Source organism: Fictibacillus sp. Mic-4, from assembly GCF_049843615.1.
GTDB lineage: Bacteria > Bacillota > Bacilli > Bacillales > Fictibacillaceae > Fictibacillus_A > Fictibacillus_A gelatini.
In genome coordinates this window covers 92060-108220 of the sequence record NZ_JBBHZM010000005.1, presented here as the reverse complement: position 1 = coordinate 108220, position 16161 = coordinate 92060, and the positions used below count along the sequence as shown (strand labels likewise).

Below are 16161 nucleotides of genomic sequence, written 5' to 3'. Positions count from 1 at the left end.
CCATAACAATCGGCAACGAGGTTATGGGGCGCGAGACAAAGAAGAACTAAATAAAAACTAAAGAAAAAACTCATAATAAATTTTCTTCTTTGATGATATAGTCTGAACTTGCATGAAAGTGCAAGAGAATGGCAGAAATGTCCATTCCCTCCAATGGAGAGTAACAATTTGCGTGGAGCCCAGATGATCATGCTGGCGGATTGGCACCCTGATATCATTGATTTCATCATTTCTAAAATGCAAAACCCGCGGATTCTCCGCTATTTAATTGAGAATACGAATGATGAGAAGATCAAGCAAGTCGCCCAGGATAAGTTAAAATTTACGCCGCTTACCGGAACGGAGCGTGCGATGTACCAAGGAATCTTAAATTATAAAGAGATTCCTGGCAAAGGCGGCTTTGATGACGATGTCTTCCGTGAAGCGGAAATGATGCTTCGTGAAGGCGGAAAATATTCCGTCCATAATCCAGACTTTTTAACTGGAGCGAACATCTCCGTCACGATTACGAAAGAATTTATGGAAGCTGTTGAAAAAGACGAAGAGTATATGCTCCGTTTCCCTGACGTGGAAAATTACACGCCTGAAGAAATGAAAGCTTACAATGAAAAATGGCATGAAATCGGGGATGTAAGAGTCTGGGAAGAAATGGGCTATGGCATCCGCATCTATAAGCGCATTAAAGCGAAAGAACTATGGAATTTGATCAACATTTGTGCGACGTATTCAGCTGAACCTGGCATTTTCTTTATTGACAATGCCAATGAAATGACAAATGCAACAGCTTACGGTCAAAAGGTTGTTGCGACAAACCCATGTGGCGAACAACCACTTGCACCATTCTCTGTCTGCAACCTTGCTGCGGTGAACCTCGGCAATATGGCAGACAAAAAGAATAAGAAAGTCGACTTTGAAAAGCTGAAACAAACGGTTGAAGTCGGTGTCCGCATGCAAGACAACGTCATCGATGCCACGCCTTACTTTCTTGAGCCAAACCGCAAGCAGGCCCTTGGCGAGCGCCGTGTCGGCCTTGGCGTAATGGGCTTGCATGATCTGCTCATTTATTGCGAGACGGTTTACGGATCGGAAGAAGGAAACAAGCTCGTCGATCAAATTTTTGAAACGATTGCGACAACGGCTTACCGCACGTCCATCGAATTGGCAAAAGAAAAAGGAAGCTTTCCGTTCCTTGTTGGCAAAACGGATGAAGAGACAAAAGAACTTCGCGAGCGGTTTATCAATACCGGCTATATGAAGAAGATGCCGGAAGATATTCGCCAGGGAGTTCTGAAACACGGAATTCGCAACTCACATCTATTAACTGTCGCGCCTACCGGGTCCACTGGAACCATGGTTGGCGTGAGTACCGGACTTGAGCCTTACTTCTCATTCTCTTACTTCCGTAGCGGCCGCTTAGGGAAGTTTATCGAAGTCAAAGCGGATATTGTGAAGGAATATTTGGATCAACATCCGGAAGCAGATGAAAATCATTTGCCAGAATGGTTTGTTGCGGCAATGGATTTAACGCCGGAAGCGCATGCGGATACACAATGCGTCATTCAGCGCTGGGTGGACAGCTCCATCTCTAAAACGGTAAACGCGCCAAAAGGCTATACCGTTGAGCAAGTCGAAAAGGTATACGAACGCCTATACCGGGGCGGGGCGAAAGGCGGTACGGTCTATGTCGACGGAAGCCGCGACGCCCAGGTGCTAACGTTAAAAGCGGAAGAAGCGTTTGAACAAACGGAAATGAATTTAAGTACGGATGACGAAAAAAGCAAAGTCGTCCTCGTCGATACAATCACGGATTTACGGGCAACAGACGTCACGATCGGCAATGAAGTAGGTAATACATGTCCGGTCTGCCGCAAAGGGAAAGTGAAAGAAATCGGCGGCTGCAATACATGCACGAACTGCAATGCCCAATTAAAATGCGGGTTGTAATCCCGTTGAAAGAGGTTGAACGTTCTAGTTCAGCCTCTTTTATATGAAAGATAAGATGCGATGTTTACTTGTCATCCACATTGGAGTATAGTATCATTTTAATAGTAAAAGCTGACAAATGAATGATGGGAGGGAACTTAGATGCCCCCAACACCAAGTATGGAAGATTATATTGAGCGTATTTATTCATTAATTGAAGAAAAAGGATATGCAAGAGTTTCAGATCTAGCGGAGAACCTCGAAGTCCATCCCTCCTCGGTTACGAAAATGATTCAAAAACTTGATAAAGGGAAATTTCTCGTTTATGAAAAATACCGTGGATTTGTATTAACCCCAAGCGGGAAAAAATTAGGGAAGCGTCTTGTATATAGACACGAATTGCTGGAAGATTTCTTAAAAGTTATCGGTGTTGAAGAAGAAAATATTTTTCAGGATGTTGAAGGGATTGAACATCACTTAAGCTGGAACGCGATCGACCGGATTGGGGATTTGCTTCAATATTTTGAGGAAGACCCTAAACGGGTTGAAGACCTTAAAGAAGTGCAAAGAAGAAATGAACAGGAACAATCTTGACAATCGTCATGATTGTTTTTTTATTTCAGTGGCGCCTTGTCCATTTATTCTGGCTCCTTCCTTCTATGAAAAACGCTTTTGCGGTTTTTGTTTTTTTTAGAATATTGTACGTCCCTTCCTGCTTAGGATGATATGGGGGGAGAAAAGGATGATCATTGACGGTGTATTTTCTGGCGGCGGGATTAAGGCGATCGCTTTAATCGGCGCTTTAGATGCAGTGGAGAGAAGGGGGATTGAGTTTAATCGAGTTGCCGGAACGAGCGCCGGCGCACTCGTTGCTGCACTCGTTGCTGCAGGCTACAAATCAAAGGACATCGAAACATTAGTTGATCAAACGGATTTAAAACAATTTATGGATAAGAAAAAATCATTAATTCCTATTCCTTTTATGAACTGGTTGAAAGTGTATTGGAAACTCGGCTTGTTTAAAGGTGACGCCCTGGAAAATTGGATTCGTGACGCCTTAAATGCCAGAGGGATTGAAACGTTCGCAGACATTACGGAAGGTTCGCTTAAAATTGTTGTTTCCGACATCTCAAGAGGAAGGCTTGTCGTTTTACCTGACGATTTAGAGGAATACGGACTGTTACCGGAACGTTTTTCAATTGCCAGAGCCGTCAGGATGAGCTGCAGCATACCGTATTTTTTCTATCCGATTACGCTATACAATCGGCTTGGACAAAAGAGTTATATTGTCGATGGAGGCGTATTGAGCAATTTTCCAATCTGGCTCTTTCAGCGGAAGGATAGAACGTCGATCCGCCCTATTCTAGGTTTTCAATTGAGCTCCGACCTTGAGGAAATTCCTTCGCATCGTGTTAGAAATGCCTTTGAAATGTTTTATGCCCTTTTTGAAACGATGAGGGAAGCCCATGATAATCTTCATATTTCGAAGCAAGACGCAAGAGATATCGTTTTTATACCGGCGCAAAAAGTTTCAATGATTGATTTTCAACTGCCTGAAGAAACGAAACGATCATTAATCGATTTTGGGTTTAACCGAACAGACGAATTTTTAAATCGCTGGATCGTAAGCAGAGCGCGGTTTATAGAAAAGAAAAAGAATCGGACGGTTTAAAAAGACGCCCGATTCTTTTTCTTATTTTTTTTCCCTTCAATAACGGTGAAATTATGTTCTCTTTTTCGCTTTTTAAATGGTGCAGTCTTTGCTTTTGAGGAAGTAGTTTTTTTGGCAATTGAAAGGTGATTTCCGTATTTTTTCTTCGATTGTCTCACTGCTTTTGCATATTTCCCTTTTTCACCTGGACGAAGCCGTTGGAAAAGAAAGAAACCAATTGCAAGAACTACAGCAATAATGATCAGACGTGTAAATAGTCCTTGAGGTGAATGAAAAACAAGCCCAATTACTGCCAACGCCACAATAACCCAAATGAGCGGATTAAAAAACTGTCGATGCAAAAGGTTCACCTCCTTGAATAATTAAACAATTTTTTCATTTTGATTCGGTACCGTTTGTTCATATTCGCCATCTCGCTTAAGCATTTCTTGAAAGGAAAGGATGGCCACTTCAACCTGATCGTCCATTGGTTCTTTCGTTGTTAACAATTGGAGCCATAGTCCTGGATAACCAAGAAATTTTAAAACTGGCATTTCCCGTAGTTTATTGGTGATTTGCAAAACTTCAAATGAAATACCAAGAACGACCGGAATCAATAAAATCCGATATAAAACCCGCAACCAGAGCGGATCTGTCGGAACGAATAAATAAATAATTACTCCAACAACAACGGTAAATAATATGAAACTACTCCCGCAACGATAATGAAGCCTTGATTGACTCTGAACATTTGCCACTGTTAAATCAAGCCCGTTTTCAAAGGTATTAATTACTTTATGCTCCGCACCGTGGTATTGGAACACACGTTTAATCGTAGGCGTAAGTGAGACGAAATAAATATAGGACAGTAAAAACAATATTTTAAATAGGCCTTCAAGCAAATTTTGACCGATGTGGCCAGAAATGACTGGTTTAAAAGCCGCTGCTAAAAATACAGGCACAAGGGTAAAGATAAACTTGCCAAACAAAAAGGAGAGCACTCCGATCACTGCTAAGCTTAGAAAAAAAGTAGCTTTTGATGTTTCACGGGGTTTTTCGACTTCTTCGCCAGGATTAACACCGAACCGCTCGGCAGCGAAATTCAAATGTTTTGTACCATTTGCACTGGCTTCGATGATTGCGGCAATGCCCCGGATAATAGGGACTTTTTTCAACCGTTTAAGCCAGATGTTTTCTTTTTTGATCACTTCAAAGAATTCTATTGTATTATCATTTCTTCGAATTGCAGTTACATACGTATGTTTACCGGCAAACATTACTCCTTCTACAACTGCCTGACCACCATATGCCGGTGTTTTGTCTTTTGTCATTTTTACACCTCAACCTATATTGAATTTCCTTAGGTACTTTTATTCTACAGGAAAGTACCTTAATCCTCTAGGCTGACGATCATTCTTAGTTGTATTTTTCCCATTTTATTTAATTTTTACACCGATTATTAGTAGGTTATTTGTTTTTTATGCAAGAAAAATCAATGAAATGGACATAATGTGAAAAAAAGGAGGCGGAAAAATTGGAAGACAAAAAATCACAACAAATGGAAACTGATGGTTCGTTTATGAGCAGAGTGATCAGCGTTGGATTTTTCGGGGGATTAATTTGGAGCCTACTCGCATTTTTAGCGTATTATCTTAACTTCACAAAAGTCGGACCGGCGCTTATTCTTGCGCCGTGGGCCCTCGGTAAATGGAAAAACGAGTGGCTCGGTCATTTAATAGGGGTTGTTATTCTCGCCCTGCTTTCTATCCTCGTAGCTATTGGATACCGATTTCTTCTCTCAAAAGTTAAAAGCATGTGGGCCGGTATTTTGTATGGGACAGTACTCTGGTTTATTGTATTTTATGTCCTTCATCCAATCTTTCCGGGCCTTGAACCAATGAATAAAATCGGTAAAAATACCGTTGTGACCACCCTTTGTCTTTTTATTTTATATGGTTTATTTATTGGAATGACGATTTCCTTTGAATACTCGGAAAGATATGGGACGAATAATCAAAAAAGTAGCTAACTATTCAAAAAAATAGAGCTGTGATAGAATGTTCATGTGACATTCTATTTTTCATTTAAAGGAGAACTCTTAAATTGAATCGCATTTTAGTGTTAAACGGCCCTAATCTAAATTTGCTCGGAAAGAGGGAACCTGACCAATATGGTTTCGATACGCTTGAAACGTTAGAAAAAAGGATAATTGATTACGGAAAAAGCAAAGAATGTGAAGTGGAGTGCAGACAGTCTAATCATGAAGGAAACCTCATTGATTGGATTCACGGATCAATGGGGGAGTATATTGGGATTGTATTGAATGCCGGAGCCTTCACACATTATAGTTATGCGATCCGTGATGCGATTGCAAGTGTGAATACCCCGGTTGTCGAAGTACATATTTCTAACGTCCATAAAAGAGAACCTTTCAGGCATGAATCTGTCATCGCGCCTGTTGTAATAGGACAAATCGTAGGTTTTGGATTAAAAGGGTATGAACTTGCCATTGATGCATTGTTAGCACAAAAATAGGAGGAAAACTTATGCAGCGTTTAGAGAAACTTCGATATGAATTTAAAGAGTTTGGCATTGATGGTATCCTTATCGCGTCTTTAAGCAACCGTAAATACATAAGCGGATTTACGGGAACGGCCGGTGTTCTCGTCATCTCTGAAAAAGAGGCAAAATTGATCACGGACTTCCGCTATATGGATCAAGCTAAGGAGCAAGCAAAAGAGTTTGATATCGTTTTACATACATCATCGGTTCCAATAGAAGTGGCGAAAGTTGCACATGAACTGGGGATTACGCGGCTTGGATTTGAACAGGAGTATCTTACGTACTCTGAATACCGCACTTATGAAAATGAATTATCCGGGATAAATGCCACTTTTGTGCCTACTTCAGGCATCGTTGAAAAATTGCGCTTGATAAAGGATTCACAAGAGATTAAGATATTAAAGGAAGCAGCTGAGATTGCAGACAGCGCTTTTTCACATATTACAAATTTCATTAAACCGGGAATAAGTGAACTTGATGTTCGAAATGAATTGGAATTTGTCATGAGAAAAAATGGCGCAACTTCTTCTTCGTTTAATACGATTGTCGCTTCAGGATATCGCTCCGCTCTGCCCCACGGTGTTGCCTCAGACAAAATCATCCAAGAAGGAGAATTGGTCACACTTGATTTTGGGGCATACTACAAAGGATATTGTTCTGATATAACAAGAACAGTGGCAGTCGGTCAAGTATCTGAGGAACTGAAAGCGATATATGATGTCGTATATGAGGCACAGTTAAACGGAGTGGAAAAGATTAAACCAGGAATAACTGGACGAGAAGCGGATGCTTTAACGAGAGACATTATCGCGCAAAAAGGATATGGTGACTATTTTGGCCATTCGACAGGGCATGGAATTGGGCTCGAAGTTCATGAAGGCCCTTCGCTATCCGCTAAATCTGATATGGTCCTTAAGCCAGGAATGGTTGTAACGGTTGAACCGGGGATTTATATATCTGGTTTAGGAGGCGTGCGCATTGAAGATGACATTTTAATTACGAAAGATGGCAATGAAATACTTACGCATTCTCGAAAAGATTTAATTATCCTGGGAGATTAGGTTTTTTAAGGCGGCTTTGGCCCGCTAGCAAACAGGGAGGAAAAGACATGATTTCAGTAAACGATTTTAAAACGGGATTAACGATTGAAGTGGATGGGGACATCTGGCAAGTGCTTGAATTTCAGCATGTAAAGCCGGGAAAAGGGGCAGCATTTGTCCGCTCCAAGCTTCGTAATTTAAGGTCCGGATCCATTCAAGAAAAAACGTTCCGCGGCGGCGAAAAAGTGGCGAAAGCTCATATTGAAAACCGCAGAATGCAATATTTGTACGCTTCTGGTGATTCTTATGTGTTTATGGATAACGAAACATATGAACAAATTGAATTGCCGGCAAAACAAATTGAGCATGAATTGAAATTCTTGCTTGAAAACATGACTGTCCACATTATGACTTATCAAGGTGAAACGATCGGGGTCGAGCTGCCGAACACGGTTGAACTAGAAGTAACTGAAACTGAACCTGGAATTAAAGGGGACACTGCATCTGGTGGTTCAAAGCCTGCAACATTAGAAACGGGATTAGTTGTCCAAGTTCCTTTCTTTATTAACCAGGGCGACAAGCTAGTAATCGATACACGTACCGGACAATACGTATCAAGGGCATAAAGAAAAGAGAAAGCTTCATTCCAATATACGGAATGAGGCTTTTTTCTTTTTTCTAGGTCATAAAACGATTGGAAAAGCCATAGGTTATAGTACTAATTTCTTTTATGGAGTGGTGGCTTTGAAAGATGTACTAGCTGTACTCCCGGATTCTATGAAATGTCTCGTAGCCGACTATCCCGAAGCTAAACAAGCGCAAATTGAGGAAATTCGCATCCGATTAAACCAGCCTCTTGAATTCATTGTGAATGGAAGACCGGAATATCCGTTAATGTATGGGCGCCCATATGTTGTTTCAAGTGAAGACGGTGCCCAGTTAATCAATCAATTAAGTCACTTTTCTCTTTATGCGCTTGAGGAAGAGTTGAAACAAGGATATATCACCATTCGCGGTGGACATAGAGTTGGACTGGCAGGAAAAGTGATTACGGAAAAAGGAACTGTGAAAGCCATTCGAGATATTAGTTCATACAATATTCGAATTGCGAGAGCTAAGACGGGCGTCGCTGACTCACTGGTTCCTTACTTATTCGCAAGCGGGCGCTGGCTTAACACATTAATTATTGGTGCTCCACAAACAGGGAAAACTACGATGTTAAGAGATTTGACACGTATCGTTAGTATGGGGGTCGAGCCGAAAGCAATCCCATCGAAAAAAGTGGGAATTGTGGACGAACGATCTGAAATTGCCGGATGCGTGAAAGGAATCCCTCAACATCCGTTAGGGAAACGGGTCGATGTTCTTGATGCCTGTCCGAAAGCGGAAGGGATGATGATGTTAATTCGTTCGATGAGCCCTGAAGTGTTGATTGTTGATGAAATCGGTCGTAAAGAAGATAGTGAAGCCATTTTAGAGGCGATGAATGCCGGTGTTGTCATGATGATGACGGCTCATGGATTTTCGCTGGAAAGCGTTATGAAAAGGCCGACGATATTAAAGCTAATTGAGATGGAACTTTTTGACCGCTATGTAGAATTAACTCGGTTAAACGGTCCGGGCACAGTTCGAACGATCTATAATTCAAAGTTGGAAAACATTACAGAAAGCAGGCTTAGGCGATGAATTGGCTTGGTGCAATCTGTATTCTTGCAGCATCAACCTGGATGGGATTTGAATTGGCGAAAAAAGTAACGGACCGAACGAAGCAGCTGCGAAATTTCAAAGTAGCGCTACAATCATTAGAAGCTGAGATTATGTATGGCTTAATACCGCTTGATGAGGCGTTTTTGCATTTAAGCGAACAGCTTCATGGGCCGACCTCGGACTTTTTCCGAATGGTGTCCGAGAAGCTCACTGCAAAATCGACGACCGTTCAACAAGCATGGGATGAAGCCATTAACGAAAACCGCCATCAATTGGCATTAAAAAATAATGAGTTAGAGATTTTGAGACAATTCGGTGCTACATTGGGCAGGCATGATCGGCAAAATCAACAAAAACAAATCAAGTTAGCGTTAACTCATCTTGAAAGGGAATTAAGTGAAGCGAAAGATGCGCAAGTCAAATATGAAAAAATGTTCAAAAGTTTAGGTTTCTTAACGGGTTTATTACTGATCATTTTACTCATTTGAAAAATAGGGGGATTTTAAAATGGGCTTTGACGTCAATATCGTCTTTCAGATCGCCGGATTAGGGATCATCGTAGCGATGTTTCATAGTGTGTTAAAAATGATCGGTAAAGAAGATTATGCCCACTGGGTGACACTTATTGGCTTTGTCGTTGCATTGTTTTTAGTTATTTCACTATTAGACGATCTATTTCAAAAGGTGAAAGGCGTTTTTCTTTTTAAATAAACTTTAGCAAGTACGCTTGAAAGAGGGAGGTTATTAACATTGAAATTATTCAAATTGTAGGACTAGGGTTAATCGCTACTTTTCTCGCTCTCGTACTGAAGGAACAAAAAGCGTCTTTTGCCTTTATTTTAACACTTGTTGTAGGGATTGGAATCTTCCTTTTCTTAATTGACAAGATTAGCGTTATTTTCCGAATGCTTGAGAAGCTTGCGTCCAATGCCCAATTGAACATGGTGTACGTTGAGACGATCTTAAAAATCATTGGAATTGCGTACATCGCTGAATTCGGTACCCAATTAGCAAAAGATGCCGGACAAGGCTCCATTGCTTCAAAGATTGAACTCGCCGGAAAAATATTAATCCTCGTCATGGCCCTGCCAATTTTAACAGTCATCATCGAAACGGTTGTTCAACTATTGCCGAAATAAGCTTGAAAAATGAGCCGGGGAGGTGGTCCAGATTAAGAAAAGAAAAATACTGTTCCTCTTTATCTTTTTGTGCGCAGTCTTCATCATCTTTACGGACACGACCTCCGCCAGGGCGGCATCAATGAAAGATGAAATGATCGACGAGCAGTTAAATAGCCTTGGAATCGATGAAATTAAAGAATATTGGACAAAAGTGGCAGAAGAATATGGCGGTTTTTTGCCGGAAAGCCAAAAAGGAAGTTTCATGGATTTTGTGAAAGGAGAAAAGACGTTTAGCTTTAAAGAGTGGGCGATAGGCATTTTGAAATTTCTATTTCATGAACTGCTCGTTCACGGAAAATTGCTTGGCACACTCATTCTCCTCACCGTATTTAGCATGATGCTACAATCGATTCAAAACGCATTTGAACAACATAACATCAGCAAAGTTGCTTATGCGATCATTTACATGGTGATCATCATCTTTGCCCTAAACAGCTTTCATGTCGCTATTGACTATGTAAAAGAGGCGATCGCCAACATGATGCATTTTATGATTGCTCTCATGCCGCTATTGCTTGCATTAATGGCAACGATCGGGAGCGTCGCCTCCGTTTCATTCTTTCATCCGATTATTGTATTTCTCGTGAATTCAAGCGGAATTTTAATCAACAGCTTTGTCCTTCCGCTTTTCTTGTTGTCCGCGATACTCAGTTTAGTCAGCACGTTATCTGAACATTATAAAGTGACACAACTGGCTAAACTTTTACGGACGGTTGGAATGAGTGCGCTCGGGGTCTTTTTTACTGTTTTCCTTGGCGTCATTAGCGTACAAGGGGCAACAACCGCAATTTCAGATGGAATTACGATCAAAGCGGCAAAGTTTGTCACGGGTAATTTTATTCCAGTCATTGGCAAAATGTTTACGGATGCAGCGGATACGGTAATGAGCGCTTCGCTTTTGCTCAAAAATACGGTTGGCGTAGTCGGAGTTGCGATCTTGCTATTAATCGCACTGTTTCCAGCCATTAAAGTGCTCGCTCTTGGTTTGATTTATCAACTGGCAGCAGCCATTCTTCAACCTCTTGGCGGTGGGCCGATTATTAAATGTCTCGAAATTATTGGAAAAAGCGTGATGTTTATCTTTGCGGCTCTTGCAACCGTTTCCCTTATGTTTTTTTTAGCGATCACTGTCATTGTTGCAAGCGGAAATCTCTCTCTCATGATTCGGTAGAATTAGGGAGGAATCGATATGATGAAAATGATTACGGAATGGGTAACAAACATCATTTTAATTATTTTATTTGCCACGATTTTGGACTTGCTTTTGCCGAATACGAGTTTTCAAAAATATATTAAAATGGTCGTCGGTCTGCTTCTTATCCTTGCGATATTAAACCCTATTTTAAAGTTTGCGGGATCGGATATTAACCAGGTATTTTCAGCAATGGGTATCCATTCAGAGGCGAATGAGGAGGAAATGAAAAATTCAATAGATTTGAAGAAAAAAGATATACAAGCTTCACAAGGTGCATATGTATTAAATATAACAGAAGAGCAAATGAAGAAACAAATCACAGGGGAGATGATGAAAAAGTATGGATTAGCCGTAAAGAAGGTTGAATTAATTGCAAAGGACGGATCCGCCGTGGGTAATCAATTGGATCCGAAACAGTTGAAAGAAGTTAATGTATTTGTGGCAAAAGGCGATTCTAAAAAAGATATTGCAGTATCTAACGTAGAAGATGTTCAAATTGACACGTCTTTGCCGGCAAAGAACGAAAAACAAAAAGAGGCTACAAACCTGGGGCCGGCACAGGATGATTTAGCAAAAAAATGGCAAATCGAAAAAGAGAAAATTCATTTTTACTTGGAAGGAGGAGAAGGATCATCGCAGTAAAAAACAATGGAAAGTTTGGATCGTTAATGGACCTGTTTGGAGTAGGAAAGAAAAAGCCCGGAAAGCCGCATACATTTATTCTACTATTATTAATTGCCGGCTTAGGGTTTATGCTGCTCAGCAAATGGACATCTTCTTCTCCTTCCGAAGAGTCGGCGCTTACGACAATGTCAACAGGTAAGGAAGATCAAACAAAACAAACAATCGGCAATACAAAACTTTCTTCTAAAAAGATGCAGGATTATGAAAAAGATTATGAAAATCAATTAAAAGAAATGATTGAACATATACATGGAGTAGGAAAAGTTGAAGTGATGGTCAGTCTAGAAACGTCCGAGAAAAAATTAGTTGAGCGCAATAAAAATCGCCAGAGCCAAACGACCAACGAAGAAGATAAAAATGGAGGAAAACGAACGATTGAAGATGTAAAAGATGATGACGAAGTGGTCATGGTGAAAAACGGTGACCGCGAGGAGCCGATTATCACATCTACTGAAAAACCGGCCGTCCGGGGGGTATTAGTCGTTGCAGAAGGGGCGGAGAACATTGAAGTCAAGGCAATGATTATTGATGCGGTAACGAAAGTGTTTAACATTGGATCGAATCGTGTTTCGGTTGAACCGAAAAAAAGTGAGGGGGAATAACATGCTTTTGAAAAAACAGACTGTCTGGTTGTTGACGATGCTCAGTTTAATTATTGTTCTTTCCGTTTATTACATTCTAGCTCCGGCGAACAATGATGATATGGCGTATCTTAATAAAGAAAAAGACAAGCTTTCGCAAAAAGAAAAGGCGGCAAAAAGCAACACGGTTGAGCTCGCCAACTCAGGCGATTCATTTACCGCCCTTCGTCTGCAGCGCCAGGAAGACCGTGACAAATTGAGAGAGCACCTTACAACAATTGCAGCTTCTTCAAACGTATCTGCGGAAAAGCAAGCTCAAGCCCAGGCAGAAATACAGAAGTTAGAAAAATTATCGATGAAAGAACAGACGCTTGAAACATTAATTGAAACGATGGGCTATAAAGATGTGCTTGTCAATACGGATACGGACAATAACCAGGTGAGAATTATCGTGAAGGCAAATAAAAAGCCATCAGCAAAAGCGGCGGTAGAAATAATGAATAAAGCAAAAGCGCAGCTTGGCACCGGAGTAGTAGCCGTAGAATACCAGCCTGCAAAATGAACCGGGAATTCCCGGTTTTATTTTTTTGTCAACAAAAAAAAGACAACACTTAAGTTTTTTTGGAATTTAGGTTAGTATGATAGTAGGTAGCTATCCAATATGAATTGGATGTGGTATTATTTATTAATGCTAGTACCTGGTTACAATAGAAGGTGCCAATTTAAAAGTTTGTCCTATAGTTATCTTTTTTAAATAGGATTTTTGTTGAAAGAAGGAGTTGGATTTTTATGTTGAAAATACAGGAAATCAGGGAATTGATCAAACTAATCGACAAATCTAGCATCGATGAATTTCAGTTTGAAAATGAAGGGACAAAAATTGTCTTAAAGAAAAATGAAGCGACGGTTGAACCGAAAGTAATCCCGAATGCGGAAACGCCGATTTTTGTTCAACCGCCTCAAATGCCGGCTCCTCAAGCAACCCAAATGCAGCCGCAACCGGCAGAAAAAGAGGTTCAGCAAAGTGAACCGAAAGAAGACAAAAATGAAAACTTACATAAAATTGAATCGCCGATGGTTGGAACTTTTTACTCATCCCCATCTCCAGACAGCCCGGCTTATGTAAAAGTTGGAGATAAAATCTCAAAAGATTCGATTGTTTGTATTATTGAAGCGATGAAGCTCTTTAATGAAATCGAAGCCGAAGTAAACGGTGAAATCGTTGAAATCCTGGTGGAAAATGGCCAATTGGTGGAATACGGGCAGCCTCTGTTTTTAGTAAAAGCGGAATAGAGGTGAAGATAAATGATAAAAAAATTACTCGTCGCCAATCGCGGAGAAATCGCTGTACGAATTATCCGTGCGTGCAAGGAGCTAAATATTGAAACGGTTGCAGTATATTCGGAGGCTGACAGAGATGCCCTTCACGTTCGGCTTGCCGATGAAGCTTATTGTATAGGGCCAAAGTCTTCCAAGGACAGCTACTTAAACTATACGAACATTATGAGTGTTGCAACGTTGACTGGAACCGATGCCATTCATCCGGGATACGGCTTTTTGGCGGAAAACGCTGATTTTGCCGAGATTTGTGGGGAATGCAATATTATTTTTGTCGGACCGAGCCCTGACAGCATTAATCGGATGGGAATTAAAGATGTTGCCCGTGCCACGATGAAAGAAGCTGGTGTTCCGATTGTTCCAGGATCTGACGGCATTATTGAAAGCAAGGAAGAAGCCATTCAGCTTGCTAAAGAAATCGGTTATCCTGTTATAATAAAAGCAACAGCAGGAGGCGGCGGAAAAGGAATCCGTATTGCCCGTTCCGAGTCAGAGCTTTTAAAAGGACTTTCCATTACCCAGCAGGAGGCGGCAACGGCGTTCGGAAATCCGGGAGTATATATTGAAAAATATATCGAAGATTTCCGACATGTTGAAATCCAGGTGCTTGGCGACAAACACGGAAATGTTATCCATTTAGGAGAACGTGATTGCAGCATTCAGCGCCGCCTTCAAAAGCTGCTCGAAGAGACTCCATCGCCGGCATTAACAGAAGCAAAACGTGAAGAGATGGGACAGGCTGCGATTCGGGCCGCTAAAGCCGTTAATTATTATGGTGCCGGAACGATCGAATTTATCTATGACCATAATAGTGGCGAATTTTATTTTATGGAAATGAATACGCGCATTCAGGTGGAGCATCCTGTTACAGAAATGGTAACCGGCATAGATTTAATTAAAGAACAAATACGTGTCGCAAACGGTGAAAAACTCTCGATTAAACAAGAGGATGTCGTGTTTAACGGCTGGGCGATGGAATGCCGGATCAATGCCGAAAATCCGGATAAGAATTTTATGCCGTCACCGGGGAAAATTGAAATGTATTTACCGCCGGGGGGCCTCGGGGTTCGAGTCGATTCTGCCGCATACCCGGGGTATGTGATCCCGCCTTATTATGATTCGATGATTGCGAAAGTCATTACGTACGGAAGCACGCGCCAGGAAGCGATCGACCGTATGAAAAGGGCGTTAAGCGAATTTGTGATCGAAGGTGTTCATACAACGATTCCATTTCACTTGCGTCTTTTAAATCATGAAACGTTTGTGAATGGTCATTTTAATACAAAATTTCTTGAACTTCATGATTTGTCTCAGGTTAAAATATAAAAGTAAAGCGAAGAGTCGCAAAAACTGTTCATAAGTTTTTGAACGAATACGCCAAAGCTTAAAACCGATAGTTGGAGGTGTAAGCATGAATGAAATGACATTTGAAATGGAAGAGCATCACTCGGATCTAGGTAGAGTTGAAATTTCACCTGAAGTCATTGAAGTAATTTCCAGCATTGCTGCATCGGATGTAGAAGGTGTTGCTTCAATGAGAGGAAGCTTTGCCGCAGGCGTAGCCGAACGATTAGGAAGAAAATCGCACGGGAAAGGCGTCAAAGTGGAACTGACAGAAGACGGAATCACCATTTCGGTTTATGTTGTAGTCAATTATGGTGTTTCCATACCGGAAGTTGCTCAAAATATCCAGGATCATATTCGACAGGCTTTGATGAATATGACAGCGCTGGAAGCAAATGAGATTAACATCTTTATTGTCGGTGTTCAATTCGATGCAAAGGAAAAGCTCCAGGAAGCACCTGAAGTATATTGATAAAAATCAAAGGGGTATCATCCCCTTTGATTTTTTAATAGGTATTGGCGGAGCTGAAAACGAAAAGGAGTATGGGAATGAAACGTAGACTAGCAAGGGAAAAAGCTTTCCAGGCATTGTTTCAGGTAGAAGTTAGCGAAATCGATCCAAAAGCGGCGATTGAGCACGTATGTGATGATAATGAAAAGAACGATGAATTTATGAATACACTTATTTTTGGGACGATTGAAAAGAAAGATGAACTTGATCGGATCATTTCTGAACATCTAGAAAATTGGAGCTTAAACCGGGTGGCAAATGTCGAAAGAGTTGTGCTTCGGATGGCCGCTTTTGAAATGACACAATTAGAAGAGATCCCGGTTAATGTTTCCATGAACGAAGCTATTGAATTGGCGAAAGTATTCGGGAGTGAAGAATCAGGAAGGTTTGTTAATGGCGTGCTTGTTAAAATAAGTAAACAACTATGAGCCATTCAAGTTTAGG

The 16161-nt window shown here is 41.0% G+C and carries 20 protein-coding genes and 1 pseudogene; 19 read left to right on the top strand and 2 right to left on the bottom strand.

The features are described 5' to 3' along the window. Positions 1-171: 171 nt before the first annotated feature. The 3 genes and pseudogenes from WD019_RS06210 to WD019_RS06200 all read left to right on the top strand — a co-directional run. Positions 172-1944: pseudogene (locus WD019_RS06210) on the top strand (vitamin B12-dependent ribonucleotide reductase); the annotation flags it as partial. Between the two features lie 141 nt (positions 1945-2085). Then, positions 2086-2517 (top strand): transcriptional regulator MntR, encoded by a 432-nt coding sequence (gene mntR / locus WD019_RS06205; RefSeq protein ID WP_026676804.1) that lies wholly within the window; start codon positions 2086-2088, stop codon positions 2515-2517. Between the two features lie 148 nt (positions 2518-2665). Then, entirely contained in the window at positions 2666-3595 is a 930-nt protein-coding gene (locus WD019_RS06200; RefSeq protein ID WP_051291328.1) for a patatin-like phospholipase family protein, read from the top strand. On the opposite strand, the gene WD019_RS06195 is transcribed toward WD019_RS06200, so the two are convergent. Then, a complete protein-coding gene (locus WD019_RS06195) occupies positions 3592-3936 on the bottom strand; it encodes an SA1362 family protein (RefSeq protein ID WP_026676805.1) in 345 nt (114 codons plus the stop codon). The two genes, WD019_RS06200 and WD019_RS06195, sit on opposite strands and share 4 nt — an antisense overlap. 21 nt (positions 3937-3957) lie before the next feature. After that, positions 3958-4905, bottom strand: a complete 948-nt coding sequence (locus WD019_RS06190) for a DUF1385 domain-containing protein (protein ID WP_026676806.1) — start codon at positions 4903-4905, stop codon at positions 3958-3960. Between the two features lie 203 nt (positions 4906-5108). On the opposite strand from WD019_RS06190, the gene WD019_RS06185 reads away from it, so the two are divergent. The 16 genes from WD019_RS06185 to nusB all read left to right on the top strand — a co-directional run bounded on the left by WD019_RS06185 (position 5109) and on the right by nusB (position 16145). Beyond that, positions 5109-5603, top strand: a complete 495-nt coding sequence (locus WD019_RS06185; protein WP_425710931.1) for a YqhR family membrane protein — start codon at positions 5109-5111, stop codon at positions 5601-5603. 74 nt (positions 5604-5677) lie between these two features. Continuing rightward, positions 5678-6109 carry a type II 3-dehydroquinate dehydratase gene (aroQ, locus tag WD019_RS06180; protein WP_026676808.1) on the top strand — a complete coding sequence of 144 codons (432 nt, stop codon included), beginning with the start codon at positions 5678-5680 and terminating at the stop codon, positions 6107-6109. 11 nt (positions 6110-6120) lie between these two features. Beyond that, positions 6121-7197: a M24 family metallopeptidase gene (locus WD019_RS06175; RefSeq protein WP_026676809.1), complete on the top strand. Its 1077-nt coding sequence runs from the start codon at positions 6121-6123 to the stop codon at positions 7195-7197. A 47-nt stretch (positions 7198-7244) separates the two neighbouring features. Next, on the top strand, positions 7245-7802 hold the full coding sequence (gene efp, locus WD019_RS06170) for an elongation factor P (RefSeq protein WP_026676810.1): 558 nt from the start codon (positions 7245-7247) through the stop codon (positions 7800-7802). Between the two features lie 118 nt (positions 7803-7920). Next, positions 7921-8862, top strand: coding sequence for a stage III sporulation protein AA (spoIIIAA, locus tag WD019_RS06165; protein ID WP_026676811.1), 942 nt, complete (start codon positions 7921-7923; stop codon positions 8860-8862). After that, positions 8859-9371: a stage III sporulation protein SpoIIIAB gene (gene spoIIIAB, locus WD019_RS06160; RefSeq protein ID WP_425710930.1), complete on the top strand. Its 513-nt coding sequence runs from the start codon at positions 8859-8861 to the stop codon at positions 9369-9371. Before spoIIIAA ends, spoIIIAB begins: the two co-directional genes overlap by 4 nt. A gap of 19 nt (positions 9372-9390) precedes the next feature. Then, the gene (gene spoIIIAC, locus WD019_RS06155) at positions 9391-9594 is read left to right on the top strand and encodes a stage III sporulation protein AC (RefSeq protein WP_026676813.1); all 204 of its coding nucleotides are present in this window, start codon (positions 9391-9393) and stop codon (positions 9592-9594) included. Between the two features lie 32 nt (positions 9595-9626). Next, positions 9627-10022 (top strand): stage III sporulation protein AD, encoded by a 396-nt coding sequence (spoIIIAD, locus tag WD019_RS06150; protein WP_026676814.1) that lies wholly within the window; start codon positions 9627-9629, stop codon positions 10020-10022. A gap of 31 nt (positions 10023-10053) precedes the next feature. Further along, positions 10054-11235, top strand: a complete 1182-nt coding sequence (spoIIIAE, locus tag WD019_RS06145; protein ID WP_035350319.1) for a stage III sporulation protein AE — start codon at positions 10054-10056, stop codon at positions 11233-11235. Between the two features lie 18 nt (positions 11236-11253). Next, positions 11254-11901: a stage III sporulation protein AF gene (gene spoIIIAF / locus WD019_RS06140; protein ID WP_051291330.1), complete on the top strand. Its 648-nt coding sequence runs from the start codon at positions 11254-11256 to the stop codon at positions 11899-11901. Then, positions 11838-12545, top strand: a complete 708-nt coding sequence (gene spoIIIAG / locus WD019_RS06135; RefSeq protein WP_051291332.1) for a stage III sporulation protein AG — start codon at positions 11838-11840, stop codon at positions 12543-12545. The genes spoIIIAF and spoIIIAG overlap by 64 nt, the downstream gene beginning before the upstream one ends. A 1-nt stretch (position 12546) precedes the next feature. Continuing rightward, positions 12547-13086 carry a SpoIIIAH-like family protein gene (locus WD019_RS06130; RefSeq protein WP_026676818.1) on the top strand — a complete coding sequence of 180 codons (540 nt, stop codon included), beginning with the start codon at positions 12547-12549 and terminating at the stop codon, positions 13084-13086. Between the two features lie 227 nt (positions 13087-13313). Then, positions 13314-13817 carry an acetyl-CoA carboxylase biotin carboxyl carrier protein gene (gene accB, locus WD019_RS06125; protein WP_026676819.1) on the top strand — a complete coding sequence of 168 codons (504 nt, stop codon included), beginning with the start codon at positions 13314-13316 and terminating at the stop codon, positions 13815-13817. A 12-nt stretch (positions 13818-13829) separates the two neighbouring features. Continuing rightward, complete coding sequence (accC, locus tag WD019_RS06120) at positions 13830-15188, top strand: acetyl-CoA carboxylase biotin carboxylase subunit (RefSeq protein ID WP_026676820.1); 1359 nt, start codon at positions 13830-13832, stop codon at positions 15186-15188. Between the two features lie 85 nt (positions 15189-15273). Beyond that, a complete protein-coding gene (locus WD019_RS06115; protein WP_026676821.1) occupies positions 15274-15678 on the top strand; it encodes an Asp23/Gls24 family envelope stress response protein in 405 nt (134 codons plus the stop codon). A 77-nt stretch (positions 15679-15755) separates the two neighbouring features. After that, positions 15756-16145 carry a transcription antitermination factor NusB gene (gene nusB, locus WD019_RS06110; RefSeq protein ID WP_026676822.1) on the top strand — a complete coding sequence of 130 codons (390 nt, stop codon included), beginning with the start codon at positions 15756-15758 and terminating at the stop codon, positions 16143-16145. Positions 16146-16161: the final 16 nt, after the last annotated feature.

Excerpts from the sequence above, each read along its gene's own strand:
- WD019_RS06115 (WP_026676821.1), top strand. The coding sequence starts at position 15,274 with ATGAATGAAATGACATTTGAAATGGAAGAGCATCACTCGGATCTAGGT.
- WD019_RS06175 (WP_026676809.1), top strand. The coding sequence starts at position 6,121 with ATGCAGCGTTTAGAGAAACTTCGATATGAATTTAAAGAGTTTGGCATT.
- spoIIIAC (WP_026676813.1), top strand. The coding sequence starts at position 9,391 with ATGGGCTTTGACGTCAATATCGTCTTTCAGATCGCCGGATTAGGGATC.
- accC (WP_026676820.1), top strand. The coding sequence starts at position 13,830 with ATGATAAAAAAATTACTCGTCGCCAATCGCGGAGAAATCGCTGTACGA.
- spoIIIAG (WP_051291332.1), top strand. The coding sequence starts at position 11,838 with ATGGCAAATCGAAAAAGAGAAAATTCATTTTTACTTGGAAGGAGGAGA.
- mntR (WP_026676804.1), top strand. The coding sequence starts at position 2,086 with ATGCCCCCAACACCAAGTATGGAAGATTATATTGAGCGTATTTATTCA.
- nusB (WP_026676822.1), top strand. The coding sequence starts at position 15,756 with ATGAAACGTAGACTAGCAAGGGAAAAAGCTTTCCAGGCATTGTTTCAG.
- spoIIIAF (WP_051291330.1), top strand. The coding sequence starts at position 11,254 with ATGATGAAAATGATTACGGAATGGGTAACAAACATCATTTTAATTATT.
- WD019_RS06190 (WP_026676806.1), bottom strand. The coding sequence starts at position 4,905 with ATGACAAAAGACAAAACACCGGCATATGGTGGTCAGGCAGTTGTAGAA.
- spoIIIAB (WP_425710930.1), top strand. The coding sequence starts at position 8,859 with ATGAATTGGCTTGGTGCAATCTGTATTCTTGCAGCATCAACCTGGATG.
- accB (WP_026676819.1), top strand. The coding sequence starts at position 13,314 with ATGTTGAAAATACAGGAAATCAGGGAATTGATCAAACTAATCGACAAA.
- WD019_RS06200 (WP_051291328.1), top strand. The coding sequence starts at position 2,666 with ATGATCATTGACGGTGTATTTTCTGGCGGCGGGATTAAGGCGATCGCT.
- efp (WP_026676810.1), top strand. The coding sequence starts at position 7,245 with ATGATTTCAGTAAACGATTTTAAAACGGGATTAACGATTGAAGTGGAT.
- WD019_RS06130 (WP_026676818.1), top strand. The coding sequence starts at position 12,547 with ATGCTTTTGAAAAAACAGACTGTCTGGTTGTTGACGATGCTCAGTTTA.